The sequence below is a fragment of the Glutamicibacter sp. FBE19 genome, from assembly GCF_015524875.1.
GTDB classification, from domain to species: Bacteria; Actinomycetota; Actinomycetes; order Actinomycetales; family Micrococcaceae; genus Glutamicibacter; species Glutamicibacter halophytocola.
Window position 1 is genome coordinate 84,132 of sequence record NZ_JACKQN010000001.1, and the last position, 21,621, is coordinate 105,752.

The 21,621-nt window shown below is 63.2% G+C and carries 19 protein-coding genes; 9 read left to right on the forward strand and 10 right to left on the reverse strand.

Going from position 1 to position 21,621, the window contains the following annotated elements:
- The first annotated feature begins 29 nt into the window (after positions 1-29).
- Both H6F58_RS00375 and H6F58_RS00380 read left to right on the forward strand, forming a co-directional pair.
- Complete coding sequence (locus H6F58_RS00375) at positions 30-2,087, forward strand: bifunctional aldolase/short-chain dehydrogenase (RefSeq protein ID WP_195180817.1); 2,058 nt, start codon at positions 30-32, stop codon at positions 2,085-2,087.
- Entirely contained in the window at positions 2,084-3,568 is a 1,485-nt protein-coding gene (locus H6F58_RS00380) for a rhamnulokinase family protein (protein WP_195180818.1), read from the forward strand. Before H6F58_RS00375 ends, H6F58_RS00380 begins: the two co-directional genes overlap by 4 nt.
- 64 nt (positions 3,569-3,632) lie before the next feature.
- On the opposite strand, the gene H6F58_RS00385 is transcribed toward H6F58_RS00380, so the two are convergent.
- From H6F58_RS00385 to H6F58_RS00400, 4 genes are all read right to left on the reverse strand, one after another.
- On the reverse strand, positions 3,633-4,286 hold the full coding sequence (locus tag H6F58_RS00385) for a class I SAM-dependent methyltransferase (RefSeq protein WP_195180819.1): 654 nt from the start codon (positions 4,284-4,286) through the stop codon (positions 3,633-3,635).
- A 103-nt stretch (positions 4,287-4,389) separates the two neighbouring features.
- Positions 4,390-5,985, reverse strand: coding sequence for a cytochrome b/b6 domain-containing protein (locus H6F58_RS00390; RefSeq protein WP_195180820.1), 1,596 nt, complete (start codon positions 5,983-5,985; stop codon positions 4,390-4,392).
- Between the two features lie 2 nt (positions 5,986-5,987).
- Positions 5,988-6,971, reverse strand: coding sequence for an electron transfer flavoprotein subunit alpha/FixB family protein (locus H6F58_RS00395; RefSeq protein WP_195181101.1), 984 nt, complete (start codon positions 6,969-6,971; stop codon positions 5,988-5,990).
- Between the two features lie 14 nt (positions 6,972-6,985).
- Positions 6,986-7,762: an electron transfer flavoprotein subunit beta/FixA family protein gene (locus H6F58_RS00400; protein ID WP_195180821.1), complete on the reverse strand. Its 777-nt coding sequence runs from the start codon at positions 7,760-7,762 to the stop codon at positions 6,986-6,988.
- 147 nt (positions 7,763-7,909) lie between these two features.
- On the opposite strand from H6F58_RS00400, the gene H6F58_RS00405 reads away from it, so the two are divergent.
- Positions 7,910-9,019 (forward strand): hypothetical protein, encoded by a 1,110-nt coding sequence (locus tag H6F58_RS00405; RefSeq protein WP_146276983.1) that lies wholly within the window; start codon positions 7,910-7,912, stop codon positions 9,017-9,019.
- A 21-nt stretch (positions 9,020-9,040) separates the two neighbouring features.
- Here the strand turns inward: H6F58_RS00405 and H6F58_RS00410 are convergent, their stop codons facing one another.
- The 3 genes from H6F58_RS00410 to H6F58_RS00420 form a co-directional block, all read right to left on the reverse strand.
- The gene (locus tag H6F58_RS00410; RefSeq protein WP_146276981.1) at positions 9,041-9,466 is read right to left on the reverse strand and encodes a DUF1801 domain-containing protein; all 426 of its coding nucleotides are present in this window, start codon (positions 9,464-9,466) and stop codon (positions 9,041-9,043) included.
- Positions 9,429-10,853, reverse strand: coding sequence for an MFS transporter (locus tag H6F58_RS00415; protein ID WP_195180822.1), 1,425 nt, complete (start codon positions 10,851-10,853; stop codon positions 9,429-9,431). The genes H6F58_RS00410 and H6F58_RS00415 overlap by 38 nt, the downstream gene beginning before the upstream one ends.
- A gap of 308 nt (positions 10,854-11,161) precedes the next feature.
- Positions 11,162-12,808 carry an HNH endonuclease signature motif containing protein gene (locus H6F58_RS00420; protein ID WP_060703077.1) on the reverse strand — a complete coding sequence of 549 codons (1,647 nt, stop codon included), beginning with the start codon at positions 12,806-12,808 and terminating at the stop codon, positions 11,162-11,164.
- Positions 12,809-12,980: 172 nt separating this feature from the next.
- Between H6F58_RS00420 and H6F58_RS00425 the strand changes: the two genes are divergently transcribed.
- Positions 12,981-13,322 (forward strand): DUF1801 domain-containing protein, encoded by a 342-nt coding sequence (locus H6F58_RS00425; RefSeq protein ID WP_075972530.1) that lies wholly within the window; start codon positions 12,981-12,983, stop codon positions 13,320-13,322.
- 4 nt (positions 13,323-13,326) lie between these two features.
- On the opposite strand, the gene H6F58_RS00430 is transcribed toward H6F58_RS00425, so the two are convergent.
- Entirely contained in the window at positions 13,327-13,827 is a 501-nt protein-coding gene (locus H6F58_RS00430) for a hypothetical protein (RefSeq protein ID WP_060703076.1), read from the reverse strand.
- Positions 13,828-13,935: 108 nt separating this feature from the next.
- Between H6F58_RS00430 and H6F58_RS00435 the strand changes: the two genes are divergently transcribed.
- The 3 genes from H6F58_RS00435 to H6F58_RS00445 all read left to right on the forward strand — a co-directional run bounded on the left by H6F58_RS00435 (position 13,936) and on the right by H6F58_RS00445 (position 17,367).
- Positions 13,936-15,549: an AMP-binding protein gene (locus tag H6F58_RS00435; RefSeq protein WP_146276979.1), complete on the forward strand. Its 1,614-nt coding sequence runs from the start codon at positions 13,936-13,938 to the stop codon at positions 15,547-15,549.
- Between the two features lie 160 nt (positions 15,550-15,709).
- Positions 15,710-17,146, forward strand: coding sequence for a glycosyltransferase (locus tag H6F58_RS00440; protein ID WP_309245066.1), 1,437 nt, complete (start codon positions 15,710-15,712; stop codon positions 17,144-17,146).
- Positions 17,146-17,367: a hypothetical protein gene (locus tag H6F58_RS00445; RefSeq protein ID WP_098945525.1), complete on the forward strand. Its 222-nt coding sequence runs from the start codon at positions 17,146-17,148 to the stop codon at positions 17,365-17,367. Before H6F58_RS00440 ends, H6F58_RS00445 begins: the two co-directional genes overlap by 1 nt.
- Here the strand turns inward: H6F58_RS00445 and H6F58_RS00450 are convergent.
- A complete protein-coding gene (locus H6F58_RS00450) occupies positions 17,329-18,027 on the reverse strand; it encodes an EAL domain-containing protein (protein ID WP_146276977.1) in 699 nt (232 codons plus the stop codon). The genes H6F58_RS00445 and H6F58_RS00450 overlap by 39 nt on opposite strands.
- 82 nt (positions 18,028-18,109) lie before the next feature.
- Between H6F58_RS00450 and H6F58_RS00455 the strand changes: the two genes are divergently transcribed.
- Together H6F58_RS00455 and H6F58_RS00460 are read left to right on the forward strand one after the other, a co-directional pair.
- Complete coding sequence (locus tag H6F58_RS00455; protein WP_146276975.1) at positions 18,110-19,171, forward strand: GGDEF domain-containing protein; 1,062 nt, start codon at positions 18,110-18,112, stop codon at positions 19,169-19,171.
- A gap of 20 nt (positions 19,172-19,191) precedes the next feature.
- On the forward strand, positions 19,192-19,656 hold the full coding sequence (locus H6F58_RS00460) for a GNAT family N-acetyltransferase (protein ID WP_146276973.1): 465 nt from the start codon (positions 19,192-19,194) through the stop codon (positions 19,654-19,656).
- On the opposite strand, the gene H6F58_RS00465 is transcribed toward H6F58_RS00460, so the two are convergent.
- A complete protein-coding gene (locus tag H6F58_RS00465) occupies positions 19,648-21,108 on the reverse strand; it encodes a SulP family inorganic anion transporter (RefSeq protein WP_146278228.1) in 1,461 nt (486 codons plus the stop codon). The genes H6F58_RS00460 and H6F58_RS00465 overlap by 9 nt on opposite strands.
- Between the last annotated feature and the right edge of the window lie 513 nt (positions 21,109-21,621).

A 21,621-nucleotide genomic window follows, 5' to 3' on the forward strand; every position in this document is an offset into this window, starting at 1 on the left:
GATCCCCGAGAAGAACTACCGAGAGAATCATGACACAAAGCATCGCATCAACGGGCACCAGCACGGCAGCTCAGCTCATCGAGCGCTCCAACCGTTTGGGCCAAGACAAGAAGAACACCAATTACGCCGGCGGCAACACCTCGGCCAAGGGCAGCGCCATCGACCCGGTCACCGGGGAGAGCGTCGAATTGCTGTGGGTCAAGGGATCCGGTGGCGATCTGGGAACGCTGACCGAAAAGGGCCTGTCCACGCTGCGCTTGGACCGGATGCGTTCGCTGGTTGAGGTGTACCCCGGCGTGGACCGCGAAGACGAAATGGTGGCAGCATTCGACTACTGCCTGCACGGCAAGGGCGGCGCAGCCCCCTCCATCGACACCGCCATGCACGGACTGGTCAATGCCAACCACGTCGACCACCTGCATCCTGACTCCGGCATCGCCATTGCCACCGCCAAGGATGGCCGGGAACTTACGGCCAAGATTTTCGGCGGCAAGGTGGCTTGGGTGGATTGGCGGCGTCCAGGCTTCCAGCTCGGGTTGGATATCGCGCGGATCAAGGAAGAGAATCCACAAGCTATCGGCTGCATTCTGGGCGGCCACGGAATCACGGCCTGGGGCGATACCAGCGACGAGTCCGAAGCCAATTCGCTGTGGATCATCGACACCGCTGCCGCATACATCCAGGAACATGGGGCGCCTGAGCCATTTGGAGCAGTCGTTCCAGGCTTCGAGGCCATGCCTGACTCCGAGCGCCGAACCCGCGCCGCGGCACTGGCCCCGACCATCCGCTCCCTGGCCAGCGCCGACAAGCCAATGGTCGGCCACTATTGCGATGATCAGCGAGTCCTGGACTTCCTTTCCCGCCAGAAGCTGGCGCAGCTCGCGGAACTGGGCACCAGCTGCCCAGATCATTTCCTGCGGACCAAAATCAAGCCATTGGTCCTGGATCTGCCGGCTTCGGCCAGCATCGAAGAGCAGCTGGAGCGGCTCAACGAATTGCACGTGGAGTACCGCGAGGACTACCGGCGCTACTACGAGACCCACAAGGACGAGAACTCCCCGGCCATGCGTGGCGCGGACCCATTGATCGTTCTGGTTCCCGGCGTGGGCATGTTCTCCTACGGTGCCAACAAGCAAACCGCGCGGGTAGCCGGCGAGTTCTACCTCAACGCCATTAACGTCATGCGCGGCGCCGAAGCGCTGTCGAGCTACACCCCGATTTCGGATGCGGAAAAATTCCGCATTGAATACTGGGCGCTGGAAGAGGCCAAGCTGCAGCGCATGCCCCAGCCCAAGTCCCATGCCGGGCGCATCGCACTGGTGACCGGGGCCGCTTCGGGGATCGGCAAGGCCGTGGCCAAGCGGCTTGCTGCCGAAGGAGCCTGCGTGGTGATCGCCGATCTCGACTTGGCCAAGGCGCAAGCTGCGGCCGCTGAATTGGGCGATGCGGATGTTGCCGTCGGCGTGGCCGCCAATGTGGCCGATGCCGGCGCCGTGCAGGCGGCTATCGATGAAGCCGTTTTGGCCTTTGGCGGACTGGATCTGGTGGTCAACAACGCCGGCCTGTCACTGTCGAAGTCGCTGCTGGAGACTACGGAAGCTGACTGGGATTTGCAGCATGACGTGATGGCCAAGGGCTCGTTCCTCGTCTCCAAGGCCGCCGCCAAGGTGCTGATTGAGCAGAAGCTCGGCGGGGACATCATCTACATCTCGTCCAAGAATTCAGTTTTTGCCGGCCCGAACAATATCGCGTACTCCGCGACCAAGGCGGACCAGGCGCACCAGGTGCGATTGCTGGCCGTTGAACTGGGCGAGCATGGTGTCCGGGTGAATGGCATCAATCCAGATGGCGTCGTTCGCGGTTCGGGGATCTTCTCCTCGGGATGGGGCGCCCAGCGCGCCGCGACCTATGGCGTAGCCGAAGAGGACCTGGGCCAGTTCTACGCAAACCGCACGATCCTCAAGCGCGAGGTCATCCCGGAAAATATTGCCGATGCGGTATATGTACTGACCGGACCCGAATTAACCCGCACCACAGGGTTGCACATTCCAGTGGATTCTGGGGTTGCTGCAGCGTTCCTGCGATGAGCCAGAAAGAAACGGGAACCCCGGTCGCAGCCATTGACCTGGGCGCCACCAGCGGCCGGGTCATGATTGGCGAGCTGGTGGACGGGAAGGTCCAGCTGACCCTCGTCCGCCGATTCGCCAACGGGCCGGTGCCGCTGGCCCGGCTGCAGGCCGATGCCCCGGCGCAGGCCTTGGCCTGGGATATCGATGAGTTGTGGTCGCAGATCCGCCAGGGGCTCAAGAAGGCCTTTGAACTGCGCCCGGACATTTCCAGCATCGGGGTCGACTCCTGGGCTGTGGACTATGCGCTGCTCAAGGATGGGCAGCGCCTGGGGCAAGTGCGCCACTACCGGGATCCGCGCAATGAGCTCGCCGTTCCCGACCTGGAACACAAGTTCAGCCGGGTCGAGCTTTTCGAACGCAATGGGCTGCAATTCCTGCCGTTCAACACCGTGTACCAGCTGCAGGCCGAGCAGCAGGATAGCCGGTTGGAATCGGCAGACCAGCTGCTTCTCGTGCCCGACTACGTCAACTGGCTGCTGACCGGCCAGGCTCGCTGCGAGTGGACCAATGCTTCCACTACGGGGCTGCTTAACCAGCGCACCGGTTCCTGGGATGAGCCACTGGCGCAGGCGCTTGGGGTTGCCGGCAAGGTTGCCCAGATGGTGCATCCGGGAGAGGAGGTCGGTGCCTTGCGCCCCGAGCTGGCCCGGGAATTCGGCGCCGCAGGCTCTGTGCAGGTGGTGGCCGTTGCTTCGCACGACACCGCCAGTGCCGTCGCGGCGACCCCGCTAACGGGCGAAAAGTCAGCGTACATCTCCTGCGGGACCTGGGGACTAGTCGGAGTAGAACTGGCCGATCCGGTGCTCACGGCCCAAGCCCAGGCAGCCGGATTCACCAATGAACTGGGCCTGGATGGATCGGTGCGGTTCCTCAAGAACGTCACCGGAACCTTCTTGCTCAGCGAATCGGTGAGCTACTGGAACCAGCAAGCCGAGCTGGCCGGCCAGCCGGAAATTCACTTGGCCGACCTGCTCAGCCAGGCCGCGACGCTGCCTGTGCCGCAGGTGCTGATCGATCCGCAAAATGAGCAGTTTCTTGCCCCGGGGCAGATGCCGGCACGCATCAGCGACGCGATCGCCCTTGCTGGCGGATCAGCGCCTGAAACTCCTGCCGAGCTGATCCGCGTGGTTCTCGAATCGTTGGCCGCCAGCTTTGCCGCCCAAGCCCATGAAGCGGCCCGGCTGGGCGGATTCGAGCTGGAGGAGATCCATATTGTCGGCGGCGGGTCGCAGGGTGAACTGCTCTGCCAGCGCACCGCTGACCTCGCTCGGGTGCCGGTCATTGCCGGGCCTGTGGAATGCACCGCGTTGGGAAATGTGCTGGTGCAGCTGCGAGCGATGCCGCAGGGTGGCGAGAAGGTCGAAGATTTGCGTGCGATGGTTCGCAAGTCTGTAGTTTTGCGTGACTATCAACCAGTTAGCGCGCTCAAGCAGGCATAGATCCGTGTGGGAATCTATGCCACCAGTGATCCTCCAGCTGCGCAGGCTGGGGGATCACTTCTTTTCAGGCCTTGCGCTGGACGAACACCACGGAATCTTCCATAACCGCCGGTTCGCCGGTCGGAGCGATGATGCTGCGCTCTACGATCTCGGCCTGCACGATGTTCCACTGGTCCAGATCCAGCGATAGCGCTTCGAGTTCTTCGGCCGGAGTCGGGAATGCAGGAAGTTCGTGATCCACCGGCGGAGCCCATGAAGGGCGCGCAGCGTGCGACAGCGCAAGCAGGTGGCCGCCAGGGGCCACGAAGCTGGCGGCCTTGCGCAGGAAATCTGCGCGGGGGAACTCGAAAGGTGCCTGGAAGAAGCTCAGGGTGACCAGATCAAAAACCTTGCCGGTGTCCCATTGGCCGAGGTCGGAAGCGACAAACTGTGCGGCAGGTTCGGCAATCCCGTGTTTCCTGGCTTCTTCGCGGGCGCGGCTGATGGCGGTGGGCGAGATGTCCAGCCCCGTGGCCTGCCACCCGTGCGTAGCGAGCCACAGGACATCGCCGCCTTCTCCGCAGCCAATGTCCAATGAGGTTCCCGGCGTCAGTGGCGACACGAGATTTTCAATGACCTGGTTGACCTTGCCGGACCATATGCGCTCGGATTGCCCGTAGTGGTTTTCCCAGAAAGCAACGCCGTCTAATTCTTCGGCGCTGTGGTGGTGGTGGCCCATGGTTTTGCTCCTCTGGTTGCGTGGCAAGTGTACTGAAGCGACCTTATCCGTCTTCTAGCTCCTCGCGCGAGGGAATTTGCGCCAGAAGCAAGTTTTGGTTCGGCTATCGTGAACTGACCTTTCCGAAGAAGCGCGCAATGGAGGCAAGAACCACCGGCTTGCAAGCAATCCATGCACCGGTGATGACCAGCAGCGAAAGGGCAAAGTAGAGCAATCCTGCCCAGTTGCCCGCGTACTGCGTCGGATCTGCAGAACCCTGAGCGGCGTACATGTGGTTCAAGTTGCGCAAGGCCCCGGTGGAGAACACCAGAATCACATGGACAAGGATGAATACGACGAAGTAGAGCATGGTGGGGAAGTGCAAGGCGCGTGCTGCCTCGATGGGGTATCTCTTGCCCAGCGCCGGGTTTTTGGGCCAGAAAGCGCTTAAGCGGAATCCGGTGACCGCTGCCAGCGGTGCAGCAAGAAATACGGTGATGAAGTAGGCCAGTTGCTGCAGCGAGTTGTAGTTCACCCAGCCGTTTTCCGTGGGCCAATCCAGCGTCAGATACTGCAGGGCCGCCGAAAGCGCGTTCGGGAACACCTCCCAGGAGGTCGGGACAATCCTCATCCAATGTCCCGAGGCGAAGAGCACTGCGATGAACACCAGGCCGTTGATAATCCACAGCAGATCCAGGCTCAGGTGCAGCCAGAGATTGATGCTGATTTTGGGGCTGCGCTTGGAGGACCAGTAGGCCGGCGGCTTTTTCTGGTGCCGCACCAGCAACCCGGAACGGATGATCAGGACCATCAGGAAAAAGTTGAAGAAGTGGTTCCACGCGAGCCATGCGGGCACTCCCACGGGCGCCGACTCGGGCAAATGGTATTCGCCGGGGTAGCGCTGGATAAAGGCCGCGACCGATTCGATACTGGTGATGCCGCGAGCTACCAGAACCACCGCGGTAGCCATGCCCAAGGCACAGAATGCACCGAGAACACCTGCGAGCACCCACTGTTTGCTGGTCAGCGGGCCATGGCGTTTCGGCTCTGCCTTGGCTGGCTTGGTCGACGTTGGCGTGGTTGGCGCGGGCGCGGGTGCCTGGGTCGGCGCCGTGGCAGGAGGCTGAACTGCCGCAGGCTTAACAGGCGGCGCTGCCTCCTGTTGCGTCATGGCCGCAGGCTCTGCAACAACCCGTGCCGCGGCTGGAGCCTCCTCGGCATCCGGAGGGACAGCCGTGGTTGGAGGGGCAGGCGTGGTTAGCGGCGCTGCGATGAAGCTGCTTGGCGGCCAGGGCTGGCCATCGGCCACCCGGGGCAGGCCCCGCCGAATCACGGGGGAATCCGGGCTGGCCGCAACCGCACTGGAAACTTCGAGTCGGGCAGGTTCTGCGGCGGGTTCAGGTACCGCCGCCGGGGTTGGATCTGGCGTTGGTTTTTGCATCGTTGCTGGCGGTGAAGGCTGGGCCTTGGGCGCGCTTGTTGCTGTACTCGCCGGTGTGCCGGACGGCGGCCAAGGATCTGCTCCAGCAACTCGCGGCAGTCCCTGGCGCAGCGCTTGCTTGGGTGCTGCTGCAGCTGGTGCCGCCGCAGCCGGTGCCGGCTCGGCAATAACTTCCGCGACCTCCGGGGCAGCTGTGCCCTGAACTTGTAGCGGTGGCCACGGATCGCCGCCGGGAATCCGGGGCAGCCCCTGTCTCAGGCTCTTGGATGCTGGGCTCATGGCTACTGCGCCTTGCGTGCTTCCAGCGCTGAAATCACCTGGGGAACCACTTTGAAGACGTCGCCAACAATGCCAAAGTCGGCGATTTCAAAGATGGGCGCATCGCCATCCTTGTTGATGGCGACAATGGTCTTGGCGGTCTGCATTCCGGCCTTATGCTGGATGGCTCCGGAAATGCCCAGTGCCACGTAGAGCTGCGGGGAAACCGCAACGCCGGTCTGGCCAACCTGCGCTCCATGCTCGATGAACCCGGCATCCACCGCGGCGCGCGATGCCCCCACGCCGGCTCCCAGGGCGTCGGCCAGCTGGTACACCAGCTCAAACTGCTCGGCACTGCCCAGGCCGCGTCCGCCGGAAACCACCCGGGTGGCCGTGCGCAATTCGGGTCGGGCCGAATCGGCCTCGGCCTTGCTGACCTCCTGCACCTGGATCTCAGGGCTATTGCTCCCGGGCACCTGCAAGGCGGTGAGCGCCAGATCCTGGGCTTGGGCACGGGCCTCGATGCTGCCCACGCGCACAGTGATCACCGGGGCGCCGAAGGTCGGGGCGCTGCTCGTCGAGTAGGCCCCGCCATAGATTGAGTGGCTGGCGATAACACCCTGGTCATCACGCTGGACTCCGAGCGCATCCACGCTCAAGGCCAATTTATTGCGCACCGCGAAACGGGCCGCCACCTCGCGCGAGGCCAGGCTATGGCCCAGGAGCACCGCCTGCGGCTGCACCACTTCGTAGGCCTGCTGCAAAACATCGGCCAGCGGGGAAGTGGGCACCGCGGACTCGACGTTCGCGGTCAGTACCGCCGCGGCACCGGCCTCGGCGGCCTGGGCGGCAAGGGCTTCGAGATTCTCTCCGGCCGCGGCAATGACCGCCACCGGGGTGCCAACGCCGCCGGCCGCGCCAAGCAGCTCGGCACTATTTTTCGCCAGCTCGCCAGCGGCAGTGGTCTCCAGGAATACCAGGATGGAATCCGGGGCAAAACTCGTCATGGTCATCTTTCCGTTCACACCAGATTGTTCTTCGCAAGGAATTCGACCAGCGCCGCACCGGCCTGTCCGTCGTCATTCATGATGGTGCCGGCCTCGCGGGGCGGCCGCTGGCTCACCGAGAGCATGATCGACCGGGCGGTATCTGCCGGCAGCGCTTCAACTCCCAGATCGGCCAGGGATAGGACCTCGATCGGCTTCTTCTTGGCGGCCATGATGCCCTTGAAGTTCGGGAAGCGGGCATCGGGCAGGGCCTCGGTGATCGAGGCGATCGCCGGCAGCGGGGTGCTGACCTTGGCGGTGGCTGACTCCAGCTCCCGGGTGCCGGAGAGCACCCCGTCGGCGATGGAGATCTCGGACAGCGAGGTGGCGGCGGGCAGGGACAGCAGTTCGGCCAGCATCACCGGCAGCATTCCCGCCGAGCCATCGGTGGACATGTTCCCGGCGAGGACCAGATCGTACTCGTGGCGGCGCAGGGCCGCTGCCAGCACCTGAGCGGTGAGCACCAGATCGGCGCCGAGCAGCTGTTCGTCGGTGATCTGCACGGCGTCGGCAGCCCCCATGGCCAAGGCCTTCCGGAGGGTGGGCTGGATGGAATCCGGTCCCATGCTCAGCACCGTGATCTGGGTTTCCGGATCTGCATCCAGCACCTTCAGCGCAACTTCCAGCGTGCGCTCGCCGATTTCATCAAGCACCGCTTCCGAGGCGGCCCGATCAGCCAGGCCGGTTTGTTGATCCAGCGCACGGTCCGCCCCGGTATCCGGGACCTCCTTGATTAGAACGGCGATCTTCATTCGGTTCTCCCTCGTACCGCAGGTGCTAGGACTTCCAAGTTCCTCTGTTGCTCATCTTGTCCGATTCGCACCGATAGGTCAATGGATTCTCCCCGGACACCGTAGGCTTGAAGCACAGCGCACCATCGAGAACCCAAAGGATCGCCCATGGCCAGCAAAAAGCGTCAAAGCAAGAAGAACTCCGGCGCGGGAAATCCAGCAAAATCCGCCCAGCGCGGACGCAGCGTGTACCGCATCCAGGTAGAGCAGCATGTTGATTCGCTGCGCGAGGACTACGCCGCCTGGGTCGCGACCACGGTCCCGGCCTTCTCCCCGGAAGATGCCGCCGCAGCGGCGAGTATGCAGCTGTTTGTGATCGGGGCAGTCGGCACCGAATACGCGCAAAAGGCCAGCAGCTCCAACCTGCGCGATATCGACATCGACCTCTTCGGCGAAGCCCTGGCCGAGCACCTGATGAGCATTCCCGAGACCATGGCTCCGGAACCGATCTTCAGCTCGTGGCTGGACTACCTCAGCTTCCTGGAGGAGAACAAGCTCTGGGAGGGGGCGCCGGAGAACTTCGAGGCGCTGCGCGAAATGCTCGAGGACACCCTCGACGGCTTTGCCGAGGGCGACGCGGAAATCTGCGAACTGCTGCGCGGCACCGAGCTGTTCACCAAGGTCAAGGCCTTCGCCCTGGCCCTGGGCGACGGCGTGGACATGTCCGATGACAGCGAAGCCGGCATCCAGGCCCGCACCCGGGTGCTGCTCGCGCTGGGCCTGGATCCGCAGTCCTTCGACACCGAAGGCCCGGCACCGCTGGTCTTCACCTACATCTGGGGCGCCGCCCGGCTGTCCGTGGTGGACTTCGATGGCCCGACCATGAACCTGGACGAAGAATCCTACGACCTCATGGTGGATGGCGATCAGGCCGCCAGCGCCCAGATCCTCTTTGAAATGGCCGTCGGCTGCGTCCAAGCCCACCTGAATCCGACCTTCGACGTCACCCTGCGCGACGAGGCCCACTACCTGGTGCTGCGCAACCTGCTGGTCACCGCCTCTACCGGACGCGATGGCGACCTTGAAGGGCTGCGCCGCAATGTCGGGCCGAAGAACTACGACGCCGTGCTGCCCGAGGCCCAGGCCGCCATGGAATCTCTGGTCCACTACGGCCTGCTCGCCAAGGACGGGGAAACCTACAGCATCGACGAACGCCTGGTGCCGGTCATCTCTGCGGGCATCACCGAGGTCGAGACCTTCTTCGAAGAAGCCGAATAGCGCCACCGCGCCCGGATCCGCCTAGCTTGCTCCTTGATCCGGGCGCGCAGCGGCAATGGCGATCAGCTTTTTCAGGACCTGGACGTTGATGTCCTCCAGTTTTTTCACGTACACGCAACCGGCCCCCTCGGTGTACTTGCCCAGCTGGGGCAGCAGTGCTGCCCCCTCGGGAAGATCCTTCAACCCATAGATCGAGAGCTGGGCCTTGCGCGGCGAGAAGCCTGTCTTGGGCCAGATGCCGGTATTTTTGGGATTGCTTGGTGAAACGTAGGTGTAGGTACCGTAACCTACGATGCTCGGCCCCCACATCACCGGCTTCTCTCCGGTGACTTCGCTGAAAATCTTTTCCAGCGCTTCGCCATCCACCCGGCGCTTTTCTGGCGTGGCGGCCGCGATGAACTCGTGCGGATCAACGTTGGTGGGTAGGGTCTTCTGGGTTGCTGCCAAGTGCTGGCTCCTGAGGTGTTGCGGGTTCTTCTGCTTGGAAAATCGTGGAGAGCTTGCGGTATTGCTTGCTGCTCATGGCCAGCAGTGCCACCAGGATCATGATCAGCCCGCCCACCAGGAAGATCAGCGCGATGCCGCGGGCCTGTCCCGACCCCAGCAGCCAGCCAAACTGCTCATCGCCCTGCTCGCTGCGCATGAAGGGGATGATCCAGTACTGGGCGATCGGGGCAATCAAGAACGCGGTGATCGGCGCCGCCGCGGCCTCCATCATTTGCGCAAAGCCAAAGACCCTGCCCTGGCGGCGGAAGGGCACCACCTTCTGGATGACGGTTTGCTCGGAGGCCTCAACCGCCGGAATCAGCGTCATGTACAGCCAGATGCCAGCGATATACAGCCATGTCCATTCGCGGATGGTGAAGATCGCGCCGAGCAGGCCCATGGCCGCCACCAGCCACAGCATCGTGCGGATCGGGTTTTTGCCCAGCCCGAATTTGGCGATCAGCAAGCCGCCCACGATAAAGCCGGTGGATGCCAATCCGAAGGTCAGCCCCCAGGCTTGCACGGACATGATGGTCAGCCCGTAGGGATCCATCAGCGCCATGTAGGTTCCGCCGATGAAGTTGTTGAACATCGAGAAGATGATCAGCGCGAACAATCCCGGTATAGCCATCACGGTGCTGAAGCCCAGGCGCAGATCGCTGGTTTTCGTCCGCCCTTCCTCGCGCACCGGTTCTTCCTCCGGAATCTTGATCTGCAGCAAATGCAGCATGGTCAGCACCACCATCACGATCGAAATCGCCAGGGTCCAGCCCATGCCCAGCCAGCCGATGGCCAAGCCGCTGAAAACGCTGGTAATGATGAAGGCGATGCCCTGGACCGTGCCCACCAGGCCATTGGCATTGGCGTGGCGCTCTTGCGGAATCAGCAGGGTGACCGTGGTGGACAGGGCGATGCCGCGCATCTGTTCAACGATCGAGCCAAAGAGGATCACCAGGCAGAAGAGCCAGAACTGCCAGCCGCCCACATTCAGGATGTCCTTGGTGGGCAGCCACAGATAGATCAGCCCGGCCAAGCTGAAGGCGACCGCGGTGATCATCGCGGAAAACAGGAACACCGACTTTTTGCGGTGGTTGTCCACGATGGTTCCGAAAATCATGGAGAACACCGAGATCAGCAGCATGAAAGCACCGCCGATGATGCCGGTGGCCATCACGTTCTGGGTTTCCAGATACACCCAGAAGGTCAGTGCGAACCACAGGAAGCTGGTGGTGAAGTTCGCGACGGCGGTATTGATGAGAACATGCACAAAGCTGCGTTGCCCATCAGCAGGTGCCACGCGGTCTTCGGGCGTGGACGGCGCAGTGTTTTCGGTGTGCTCTTCACTCATGGGGCGACCTGCTTTAAATGGTGCCGGTGGTTGTAGGAACAGAATACTCTGCGAACAGGCGGGCCGGCAGGTGCCCGATGGCCTCGAACTGAGGGATTTAATCCGTCAGCAAGCAACCCGCTGCCCGCCGCATGGCTCGGTGCTGAAGCCAGCACCGGGTCAGCCGCCAGGCGCAGTGCAAAGGAGTAAGGCACACCAGGGTACTGAAGGCGAGCCAATTAAAGCCGCTGTCTTGAAGGGCTGGCGGTTCTGGGGTCGGAGCTTATGGGAGATCTGGTTCGTGCGACGTGACGGATAAATTCCGTCACTCAGGATCCTTGCATACCAGCTGGTCGCTCATCAGGGGCCGCGCCCTGGCCAGGATGATCGAGCCCAGAGCCAGCGGCTTCGGTATTCCCGTCGATGATGGCCGGCCGCTCAACCCGAATGCTGAGATCGCCATCGCCAAGATCGGGAATGCCCAGAACTCGTCGAAGGTCGGCAGGTGAAGCCACCCTGCGCTCAGGACACCGGTTGTGCACGTGTTCAAAGCGTTCGACGTTCTCCACGCTGCCCGGAATGACCAGTGAATTCAGTCCGTGGGGAGTGCGCCAGCACTTGGATCCGTCCGGGCGATTGGTCACTCGCCAGCCCAGCGCGTGCTTGAACATCTGATGCTGCTTGCACAACAGCTCGGTGTTCTCGCGGTTGGTGTGGCCGCCGGTTTCCCACGCTTCAACGTGATCAACCTCGGAGTTATCCGCGGTGCGCCGGCATCCGGGGTAGCAGCAATGCTGATCCCGGGCCCGCAGGAATTCCTTGAGCACCCGCGTTGGCTTGTAGCGCTTGCGCCCGACATCCATCACGGCGCCGCTAAATGGATCGGTGAGCATCGGGATGATTGATGGGGCATCCTTGGCCACCTGCATGGCAGTGCCCATAGGGATTGGCCCATAGCCCTCCAGGTCCGCCATGGCGTACTTCGGGTTGGCCACCATCTGCAGAGCAGGGATCGTCACGACCACACGGGGCTTGAGCGGGGTGCCGTTGGTGGTTGGCCAGCCATTGATCAGGGCATCGCAGAATATGTCGGCCATCAGCTGGGCCTTGGTGCGGGCGTCCTCCGGATCCTTGTGCTGGGATGCCTCGTAGTCCAGGGTGTTCAGGATGGAACGCACGTTGACGATGGGCGCGACGAGCTTGATGGCACCCATCCCGTCGTCCATGTCCCAGCTGGTCACCTTTCTCGCATCGGCCGCCTTTTCATGCCGGGCGGAGGCCGCTTCGGGACTCGACCGGTCGTGGAAACGGCGGGCACGCTGGCTGATCGTGTCATCGCTGGCGGTAGCGGCAACAGGCAAAAGCTGGTGCTCCATCAATTCAATCTGCTCTGTGGAGAGGTCCTGCGAATTCTTCACGATGGAGCGTGCCGCCGACGGCGTAATCTGTCCGGCGGCCAGGGCCAACAGGGTCCGCGGGCAAACGTGGCGCAGGCCCTTGGCCGTGAACATCCGGGCGCGAGCCTTTTCGCTTGTCACGCGCAGGGCAATCGCCGCTTCGGCAATGAAGTTGGACGTGATGATCTGGTCGCTCGCACGGTCCACTGCGTAGTAGTTGGCGCTGAGCCGCTCACGACGTTCCTGCTCTGATTCAAGATAGGGCTTGGCGACCGCATCCTCGGCAACAACTTGGGCGACCAGCTCAACACTGTCAGCCATGATGACCGAGGACGCAGCATCAAGCATGCTGTACATCTTCTGGATCTTCTGCAGCCGAACCAGGCCTTCGCCGGGGTCCGTGAGCGGGCCGGCGCTGAACAGCTCGTCAGCAAGTTTCTTCATCGGCCCGTAGAACATCTGGTGCTCGATGTGGTCTGCGAAGAACGAGTTGGATTGGGATTCGCCGCGGGTGCCCGGCGGATCTAATGGCAGGCGATGCTCGTCGTCATCGCCGGGGGCAAAATAAAGATTTGTCATGCCTCATTTTCCCGCGGATTCCGGACAGTTTGGCTGGTTATCCACAGGTTTGAGGGGCTTCATCGGGTAGGTTATTGAATTGTTAGGCAAAGAAGTTGCGGTCACAATTGGGCCACATTCAATACAGCCGAAATCCGCGACGGCGGACGGGCGATCCGAGGGAGAGAAAAGCATGATTTTTGGCAAAAAGGGCGACGAAGCAGTGCGCAACAAGTTGGCATCCACACCGGCCCCATACCGGGAGATCGCCCTTCGCCTGCACGAGATGATTTGTGAAAGCGCGCCGTCACTGGAGCCCGTGGTTCGCTGGGGCCTCGCGTTCTACGTCAAGGACGGCAAGGACGTCTGCTACATCAAGCCCGACAAGGCATACCTCGCATTCGGGTTTGGCGAAGTAGTGAATCCGGCCTTTGAAGAAGGCGCGCTGATGCATCCGGTCGCGTGGACGATCACCGCGCTGGATGAAGCGACCGAACAGAAAATTCGCGCCCTGGTGCAGAAGGCTGCTGGCTGATCGCCTAGCTGGAAGCGCGGCGCGATCGAGAACAGCCGCGGATGATTGCCCGAAACAGCGGCATTGCGAGCAGCATAAAAAGCAAGACCATTGCTCCGATGCTTAGCAGGTAGAGCGGAAGCTCTAGGGCAGCGGCCGCCTCGGCGTCCCAATCTGCAAAGGTGTCGCCCACGGAGTTCATATTTGCGAAGGACGCGAAAAAGTACGCGGGTGCTCCCAGCACCAGGATGAGGCTGAAAAGCGCGCTGGCTATCCAGGGGTCAGTTGAGAATCTTTTGGACAGTGCGGTCCAGGCCCACGCACTGGCAAGGAGCAACCCCAACGCCGCAAAGGCGACTCCGCCAAGAGGGCTGTAATCCTGCTTTGCCACGTCCATGGCTGAGACTGCCTCATCTAGGGGTCGGTGGCTGGCCGCGACCACAGCCCAGTTGTTCATGAGCAACAAACCAGCGACTGCGTATCCCGAGATCATAAGGAACCCTACGATGGCCAGTACCTTTTTCATAAGTGGAGTGTAGCGCGGATGCGGGGCATGCTTGGCAGGCGGGAAACCCCGGACTATTGTTTGAATGTGACGCAGGGCACTGTTCGAAGTGGATCGAAAGGGTAGTCGATGAAGGCTTATGCCAAGGGCGAGAGCGAACCGAAGCTGCTCGATGAGACCATTGGAGCCAACTTCGAGCGGACGGTGGCCCGACGGGGCGACGCCGAGGCCTTGGTGGAAGCCAGCACGCAACGCCGCTGGACCTGGCGTCAGCTGGATGGGGAGATCAACCGGCTGGCCAAGGGCATGATCGCCGCCGGACTGAACCCGGGGGACCGGGTGGGGATCTGGGCGCCGAACTGCGCCGAGTGGGTCTTCACCCAGTATGCGACGGCCAAGATCGGCGTCATCCTGGTCAATGTGAACCCGGCCTACCGCACCCATGAATATGCCTACGCGGCCAACCACAGCGGACTGCGGATGCTGGTGGCGGCCTCCGAATTCAAGACCAGCAACTATCGGGCCATGGTGGAGCAAACGCGCGCCGAGACGCCGGGGCTGGAGCGCGTGGTGTTCCTGGGCACCGATGATTGGCAGCAGCTGCTGGACGAGGGATCATCGATCGACGACGCCGAACTGGCCGCCCGGCTGGCGGCAACCAGGGCAGAAGACCCGATCAACATCCAGTACACCTCGGGGACTACCGGGTATCCCAAGGGCGCGGTGCTCAGCCACCGCAATATCCTGAACAACGGCCACCAGGTCACCGGGATGATCGACCTGGGCGAGCAGGACCGGCTGTGCATCCCGGTGCCGTTCTACCACTGCTTCGGCATGGTCATGGGCAACCTTGGCTGCACCTCGCGCGGTGCCACCATGGTCATCCCCGCCCCGGGATTCGACGCCGAAACCACCCTGAGGGTGGTGGCCGAGGAGCGATGCACGGGCTTGTACGGGGTGCCCACCATGTTCATCGCCATGCAGAACCTGCCCAATTTCAAGGAGTTCGACCTCTCCACGCTGCGCACCGGCATCATGGCCGGTTCCATCTGCCCGGTTCAAGTGATGCGCCACTGCGTCGAGGACATGGGGATGAGCGCGGTCTCCATCGCCTACGGGATGACCGAAACCTCCCCGGTCTCCTGCCAGACCCGCAGCGACGACGATATGGAGTGCCGCACCGCCACCATCGGCCGGGTGCACCCGCACGTGGAAATCAAGGTGGTCGATCCGGCCACCGGCGCTACGCTGCAGCGCGGGGAAACCGGCGAATACTGCACCCGTGGCTACTCGGTGATGCTCGGCTACTGGCAGGACGAGGAAAAAACCCGGGCCGCCATCGATCCCGAAGGCTGGATGCATACCGGCGATCTGGCGGTGATGCGCGAGGACGGCTACTGCACCATCGTGGGCCGGATCAAGGACATGATCATCCGCGGCGGCGAAAACATCTACCCGGCCGAAATCGAGGAATTCCTCTATCAGCACCCGGATATCGAGGATGTCCAGGTGGTGGGCGTGCCCGATGGGAAGTACGGGGAGGCGGTCTGCGCCTGCGTGCGCATGAAGGCGGGGCGCGAGCCGCTGGGCGTCGAAGCGGTGCGCGAGTACTGCAGCGGCCAGCTCGCGCATTTCAAGATCCCCGCCTACGTGCAGATCCTTGAGGATTTCCCTGTCACGGTCACCGGGAAGATCCGCAAGAACCAGCTGCGCGAGGACGCCGCGAAATTGCTGCAGCTCTAGGCCGCGCCCCGTTCATCCGGTGCCGAGGGAAAGCGGTGCTTTTGCCCGGGGGTGATTTGCATCTCGACATGCTTCCCTGAGCGCGGGCAAGATGCTAGCTTGGCTAAATAACTTTCTTGGCCTAATTCCCCGTTGATCCCGCAACGTGAACGGAGCGCGCGTGCAAAAGCATTTCAGCCGATGGGTGGGCATCGCCGTTGTCCTGATTGTCGTGGCCGCGGCCGCGCTGCTGCTGTGGTCCATCAGCCTCAGCGGCAAGCCGGTGGCGATGTGGAACCCGGTGGAGCTGCGGATCGGCGCACTCTGGACAACCTTCTACAGTACCGAGCTGCCCGACCTGTCCATCCTGGTGTTCGCCGTATCGGCCGCGGTCATGCTGGTGCTGCTCGTGGTGCTGGGCGAACGCTTCGTCACCTGGCGCTACCGCCGTACGCCGATCCAGAAATCGAGCCGCCCGCTGGCGCCGAAAGCCGTCATGGCCCGCACCCGCGGTATCCACGCCGGCGAAGTCACCGTGACCGTGCTGATTCCGGCGCACAACGAGGAAGCTTCGCTGCCGTTTACGCTCAAGGCCCTCGAGGAGCAGAGCTTCAAGCCATCGCGGATCATCGTGGTAGCCGACAACTGCACCGACGCCACCGTTGAGGTGGCCCGCGAGCATGGCGTCGAGGTCTTCGAATCGGTGGAGAACAAGCACAAGAAGGGCGGGGCGCTGAACCAGGCGCTGCAGGCGATTCTGCCGGCGATGGGCGACAACGACTGCGTGATGGTGATGGATGCGGATTCGCAGATCGGCGCCGGCTTCCTGGAAACCGCGAAGGACCGGTTCACCTGGGATCGCGCGCTGATGGCGGTGGGCGGGCTCTTCCACGGCGAAGAGGGCCATGGGCTGCTCGGCCAGTTCCAGCGCAACGAATACACACGCTACCAGCGCGAGATCGAGCGCCGCAACGGCCGGGTCTTTGTGCTCACCGGCACCGCCTCGGTCTTCCGCGCCGCGGCCCTGCGCGAAGTCGCCGCTGCCCGCGGCACCATGCTGCCGGGCAATCCGGGCGAGGTCTACGACACCGCCGCGCTGACCGAGGACAATGAGCTGACCATTGCGCTGAAGACCCTCGGCGCGCTGACCACCTCGCCGACCAGCTGCACGGTGGTCACCGAGCTGATGCCCAGCTGGAAGATGCTCTGGGCCCAGCGCCTGCGCTGGCAGCGCGGCGCGCTGGAGAACCTGGGCGCCTACGGGGTGCGGGCGCAGACCTCGCGCTACTGGGCGCAGCAGATCGGCATCGGCTACGGGGTGATCGCCCTGTTCAGCTACTTCGCGCTGATGCTCATTATGCTGGTCTCGATGGACACCTGGGTGTGGTTCCCGTTCTGGATGCTGCTCGGGGCGCTCTTCGCGGTGGAACGCATCGTCACCGTCTGGCATGGCGGATGGCGCGCGCGGATCGTCGCTGCGCTGGTCATCCCGGAGCTCGTCTACGACGCGTTCCTGGACCTGGCCTTCCTCAAGGGCGTGGCGGATATCGCCTTCGCCCGCAGCGCGGATTGGAAGCATGTCGAGCACGCAGGTGCCGCACGGAAGGCAGTGGGCTGATGGTGGAACTTCTGGTGCACGTGCCGCGCGGGATCATCCTGCCCGAAAGCGTGCTGCTCAGCGACTGGTTCGCGGTGCTGGCCTCATTCGTCGCGATCAACACCGTGCTCTACCTGGTGCTCGGTCTGGTGAAGCTGCTGCCGGTGATCCGCTTCAAGAGCGGGCGGGGACGTGAGCGGCGTTCAGAAACCCGGAATATCGATCCCGAGGCGTCTGCGTAGCCCGGCCATCGCTTCAGGCAGCTGCTGCGGTGCCAGGCCGGGGCTGAAGTAGAAGCCCTGGGCGTAGTCGAAGCCCAGGTCCCGGGCCAGGGCCAGATGCTGCGCGGTTTCCACGCCTTCGACCAGGGTCTGCGCATTGATCCCGCGAGCGGCGGCCAGCAGCAGGTCCACATGCTCGTGCGCCGCGGCCGATGACTGGTAGTGGATGAACAGCGACCGGTCCAGCTTCACGATGTGGGGCTTGAGCATGGTGATGCGCTCGCGGGTGGCATAGCCGATTCCGGCATCGTCAACCAGCAAGAGGCAGCCGAGCTCATCGGCGCTGATCCGGGCCCTGCCGCACAGTTCCGGTGCCGAGAGCTCATGCAGTTCCAAACCCCAGGCCAGCCGGGGGTCCAGCTCCGGGCGCTGCTTGGCGAAAGCGTCGATGGCCGGCCCCGACGCATTCATGGTCAGCAGCAGGCCATCGGGGATGGCGTGGCTGGCGGCAAGGATCTGGTTCAGGGCACGCAGTTCCAGATCAACTAGACTGCCTGCAAGGCGGGCTTCATTAAAATGCGACTGGGGAGTGCGGCCATCGCGGAACCTGGCCAGCGCTTCGAAGCCCGCGAGGGCATGGCGCTGCAAGTCTACAAGTGGCTGGAATACAAATTTCATCATCCGCCGATCAGGCCGAAATTGAAGGACTTTGCCGTGGCTGTGTTGCGCGGCTCGCTAGTGGAAATCTTACAATGGACTGGATATGGATACGCGGTTTCTGGGAAAAAAGGACCGGCGGGCCCAGGCCGGCTATAGCTGGTGGTACCGGCTGCTGCCGCCCAGGGCCCGCGCAATCAAGCGGCCGGAAGTAGCGGTGACCGGGTTCATCGCCGGCTTCTTCATACTCTTCTACCTGATCAATTTGACCTACGACTTCGAGTCGGTGGCCAGGCAGTACCTGGGCTATGTCCGCTTTGCCGGCGCGATCCTGGTGCTCCTGCTGATCTACATCAAGCTGGACCGCTTCCCGCTGTGGATCGGCTACCTCGGGGCGCTGACCGAGCTTGTCGCCTTCGCCTACTTCGTCGGGCTCTCCTCGGATTTCGAGCAGATCGCCTTCCGGCTCCAGGAATTCCCGCTGATCACCCTGTATCTGGCCTGGCTTTTCGATCCCAGGCTGGTGCGCTGGACCATCTACCCGGTCCTGGCATGCACCCTGTACCTGGCCTACCTCTACGGGCCGCAGTCCGGCATGGCGCTGCACAGCGGATGGCTCAATATGCTCAGCCTGGTGCTGCTGACCATCGGCGCCTCGGTGATCGGCAGCTATGTGAAAGCCCGCTTCCACTACCAGTCCGAGGTCGACGAGCTTACCGGCGCGGCCAATCGCCGAGGGCTGCAGCTGCGCGGTGAGCTCATGCTCGCTTCCTCCCAGCGCTCCCGGCGGCCGATGGCGGCGGCCCTGCTGGATATGGACAAGTTCAAGGCGATCAATGATGAAGGCGGCCACGAGGCCGGCGACCGGGCCCTGAAGGACCTGGTGAGGCACCTGAAGGCGAGCACCCGCAGCAACGATGTGGTCGCGCGCTTGGGCGGCGATGAATTCGTGGTCCTGTTTCCTCGCACCACGCGCACCCAGGCTCAGCTGCTGATGGATCGCGTGCAGGGCTCGTCGTCGCAGGCATGGAGCTTCGGTGTTGCGCAGGCGCGCACGGACGACAACCTGAGCACGATGATCCTGCGCGCGGACCGCGACATGTATGCTGCAAAGCGCGATCGGGCCTCGCGCGAGGACCGAAATCCGGGCGACATCGGCGCGAAATAAAACCGTGGCAGGCTTGAGCCATGGATATCAAGATGATCGAAGCCGATCCGCTCGCCGAATCGATGCAGCGCATGGTGCAAGAGCACCTGGCGGACATGGCGCCCACCGCTCCCGAGGAGAGCCGGCACGCCATGGATGCAACGGGCTTGGCTGATCCGTGCGTTTCGCTGTTCCAGATGCGCGTGGGCGAGTCCATCATCGGCATGGGCGGATTCAAGGACCTGGGAGATTCGGTGGCGGAGCTCAAAAGCATGCGCGTGTCCCCGGAATTCCGTGGCCGCGGACTGGGCCGGCGGCTGCTGGACGAGCTGATCGGCACCGCCGCGCAGCGCGGTTTCACCCAGCTCTGCCTGGAAACCGGAACCCATGAGTACTTCACCGCCGCGCGAGCCATGTACCAGGCCGCCGGCTTCACCCCGTGCCCGCCTTTTGGCGGCTACCAGCTCGATGAGAACAGCGTGTACTACCGGCTGCAGCTAGCCTAGCTTCCCGCCCAGGCGCTCCTGCATCTTCTGGCTGGCTTCATTCAGCCCGCGGATTTCCACGCTCTTGCCGTAGTTCTGGTATTTGGCGCGGATCGAATCCACGGCCGCGATGGTCGAGGCATCCCAGAGGTGCGACTGGGACATGTCGATGACGATGCGCTCGGGGTCCTCGGCATAGCGGAACTGGGTGTACAGGTCGTTGGACGAGGCGAAGAACAGCTCGCCGTTGACCGCGTAGAGCGCCTGCCCGCCGGACACCGTGCGGGTGACCGTGACCAGGTGGGCCACCCGGTTGGCGAAGAGCACCATCGCCGAGAGGATGCCCACGCCCACGCCAATGGCGAGGTTGTGGGTGGCCACGGTGAGCACCACGGTGATGGCCATGACGAAGGTTTCGCTCTTGGGCATCATCTTCAGGGTGCTCGGGCGGATGGAGTGCCAGTCGAAGGTGGTGGCCGAGACCACGATCATCACCGCGACCAGCGCGGCCATCGGAATCTGCGCCACCACATCCCCGAGCAGCAGCGCGAGCAGCAGCATGAAAATGCCGGCAAAGGCGGTGGAGATGCGGGTGCGCCCGCCGGAGACCTTCACCCCGACCATGGTCTGTCCGATCATCGCGCAGCCGCAGATGCCGCCGAAGAACCCGGTGACGATATTCGCGGTGCCCTGCGCCCAGGACTCGCGGGTTTTGCTCGAAGAGGTATCGGTGATGTCGTCAACCAGCTTGGCGGTGAGCAGGGATTCGAGCAGGCCCACAAAGGCCACCGCAATCGCATAGGGCGCGATGATCTTCAGGGTCGCCAGATCCAGCGGCACCCCGGGCAGGTGGAAGATGGGCAGCGAATCGGGCAGCTCGCCCTTGTCGCCCACGGTCGGGACAACGATCTTCGCGAAGATCGTGATCGCGGTGAGCACCACGATGGCGATCAGCGGCGCCGGCACCGCCTTGGTGATCTTCGGGAAGTAGCAGACAATGGCTACCCCGAGGACCACCAGCGGGTACACCTGCCAGGGAACATCGCGCAGTTCGGGCATCTGCGCCCAGAAGATCGAGATGGCCAGGCCATTGACGAAGCCGATCATCACCTGGCGGGGGATGAAGCGCAGCAGTTTGGCCACGCCCAGCAGCGCCAGGGCCACCTGGATGGCGCCAGCCAAAACCACCGTGGCAAAGAGGTACTCCACCCCGTAGGCGCGCACCAGCGGGGCCACCACCAGGGCCACCGCGCCGGCCGCCGCGGAAATCATGGCCGGGCGCCCGCCGGTGATCGCGATGACCACGGACATGGTGAAGGAGGCGAAGATGCCCACGCGCGGATCCACGCCGGCGATCACGGTGAACGCGATGACCTCGGGAATCAGCGCCAGGGACACCACCAGCCCGGCGAGCAGCTCGGTCTTGAGCAGCCGGGGGGATTTGAGGGTGCGCCACACCGATTGGCGCTGCATCGGGGTCAGTTCTGCGATCGCGGTGCTCACCGGGACTCCATTCAAAAAAAGTGCCCCGGGACAAGTTGGAGCGGGGACCTATCTACGGTATCGCACCGGGCGCTGGCGGCGGTTAAATTCGAAGCCCCAGCCGGCCCGGATTACTCCGGGGGCTGGGGCTTCTCGATCATCACTCGCACCTTCATGAGGTGCTTTCTACTCTAGGGCCGCTGGCTGTGCGTCCAATAAGCATGATCTGCGCATTGCCTGCTGGTGTTCGCCGGTCGTGGCGCCGACGGTGCCAGAGCGCAAAAAAATTGGCCCTGCCGCAAGACCGGCAGGACCAATTTCTCGTCATCACTCGCACCTTCAATGAGGTACTTGCCAGCCTAGGGGCGGCGCCTGTGGATGGAATAAGCGTGCACTGCATGCTGCCCATGGATCCGCTTGCACCTGCGTGCGGGGCCCGGTTAAAGAAGAATTCCCGCTGGGCAATATCCAGCGGGAATTCTCACGATCATCACTCGCACCTTC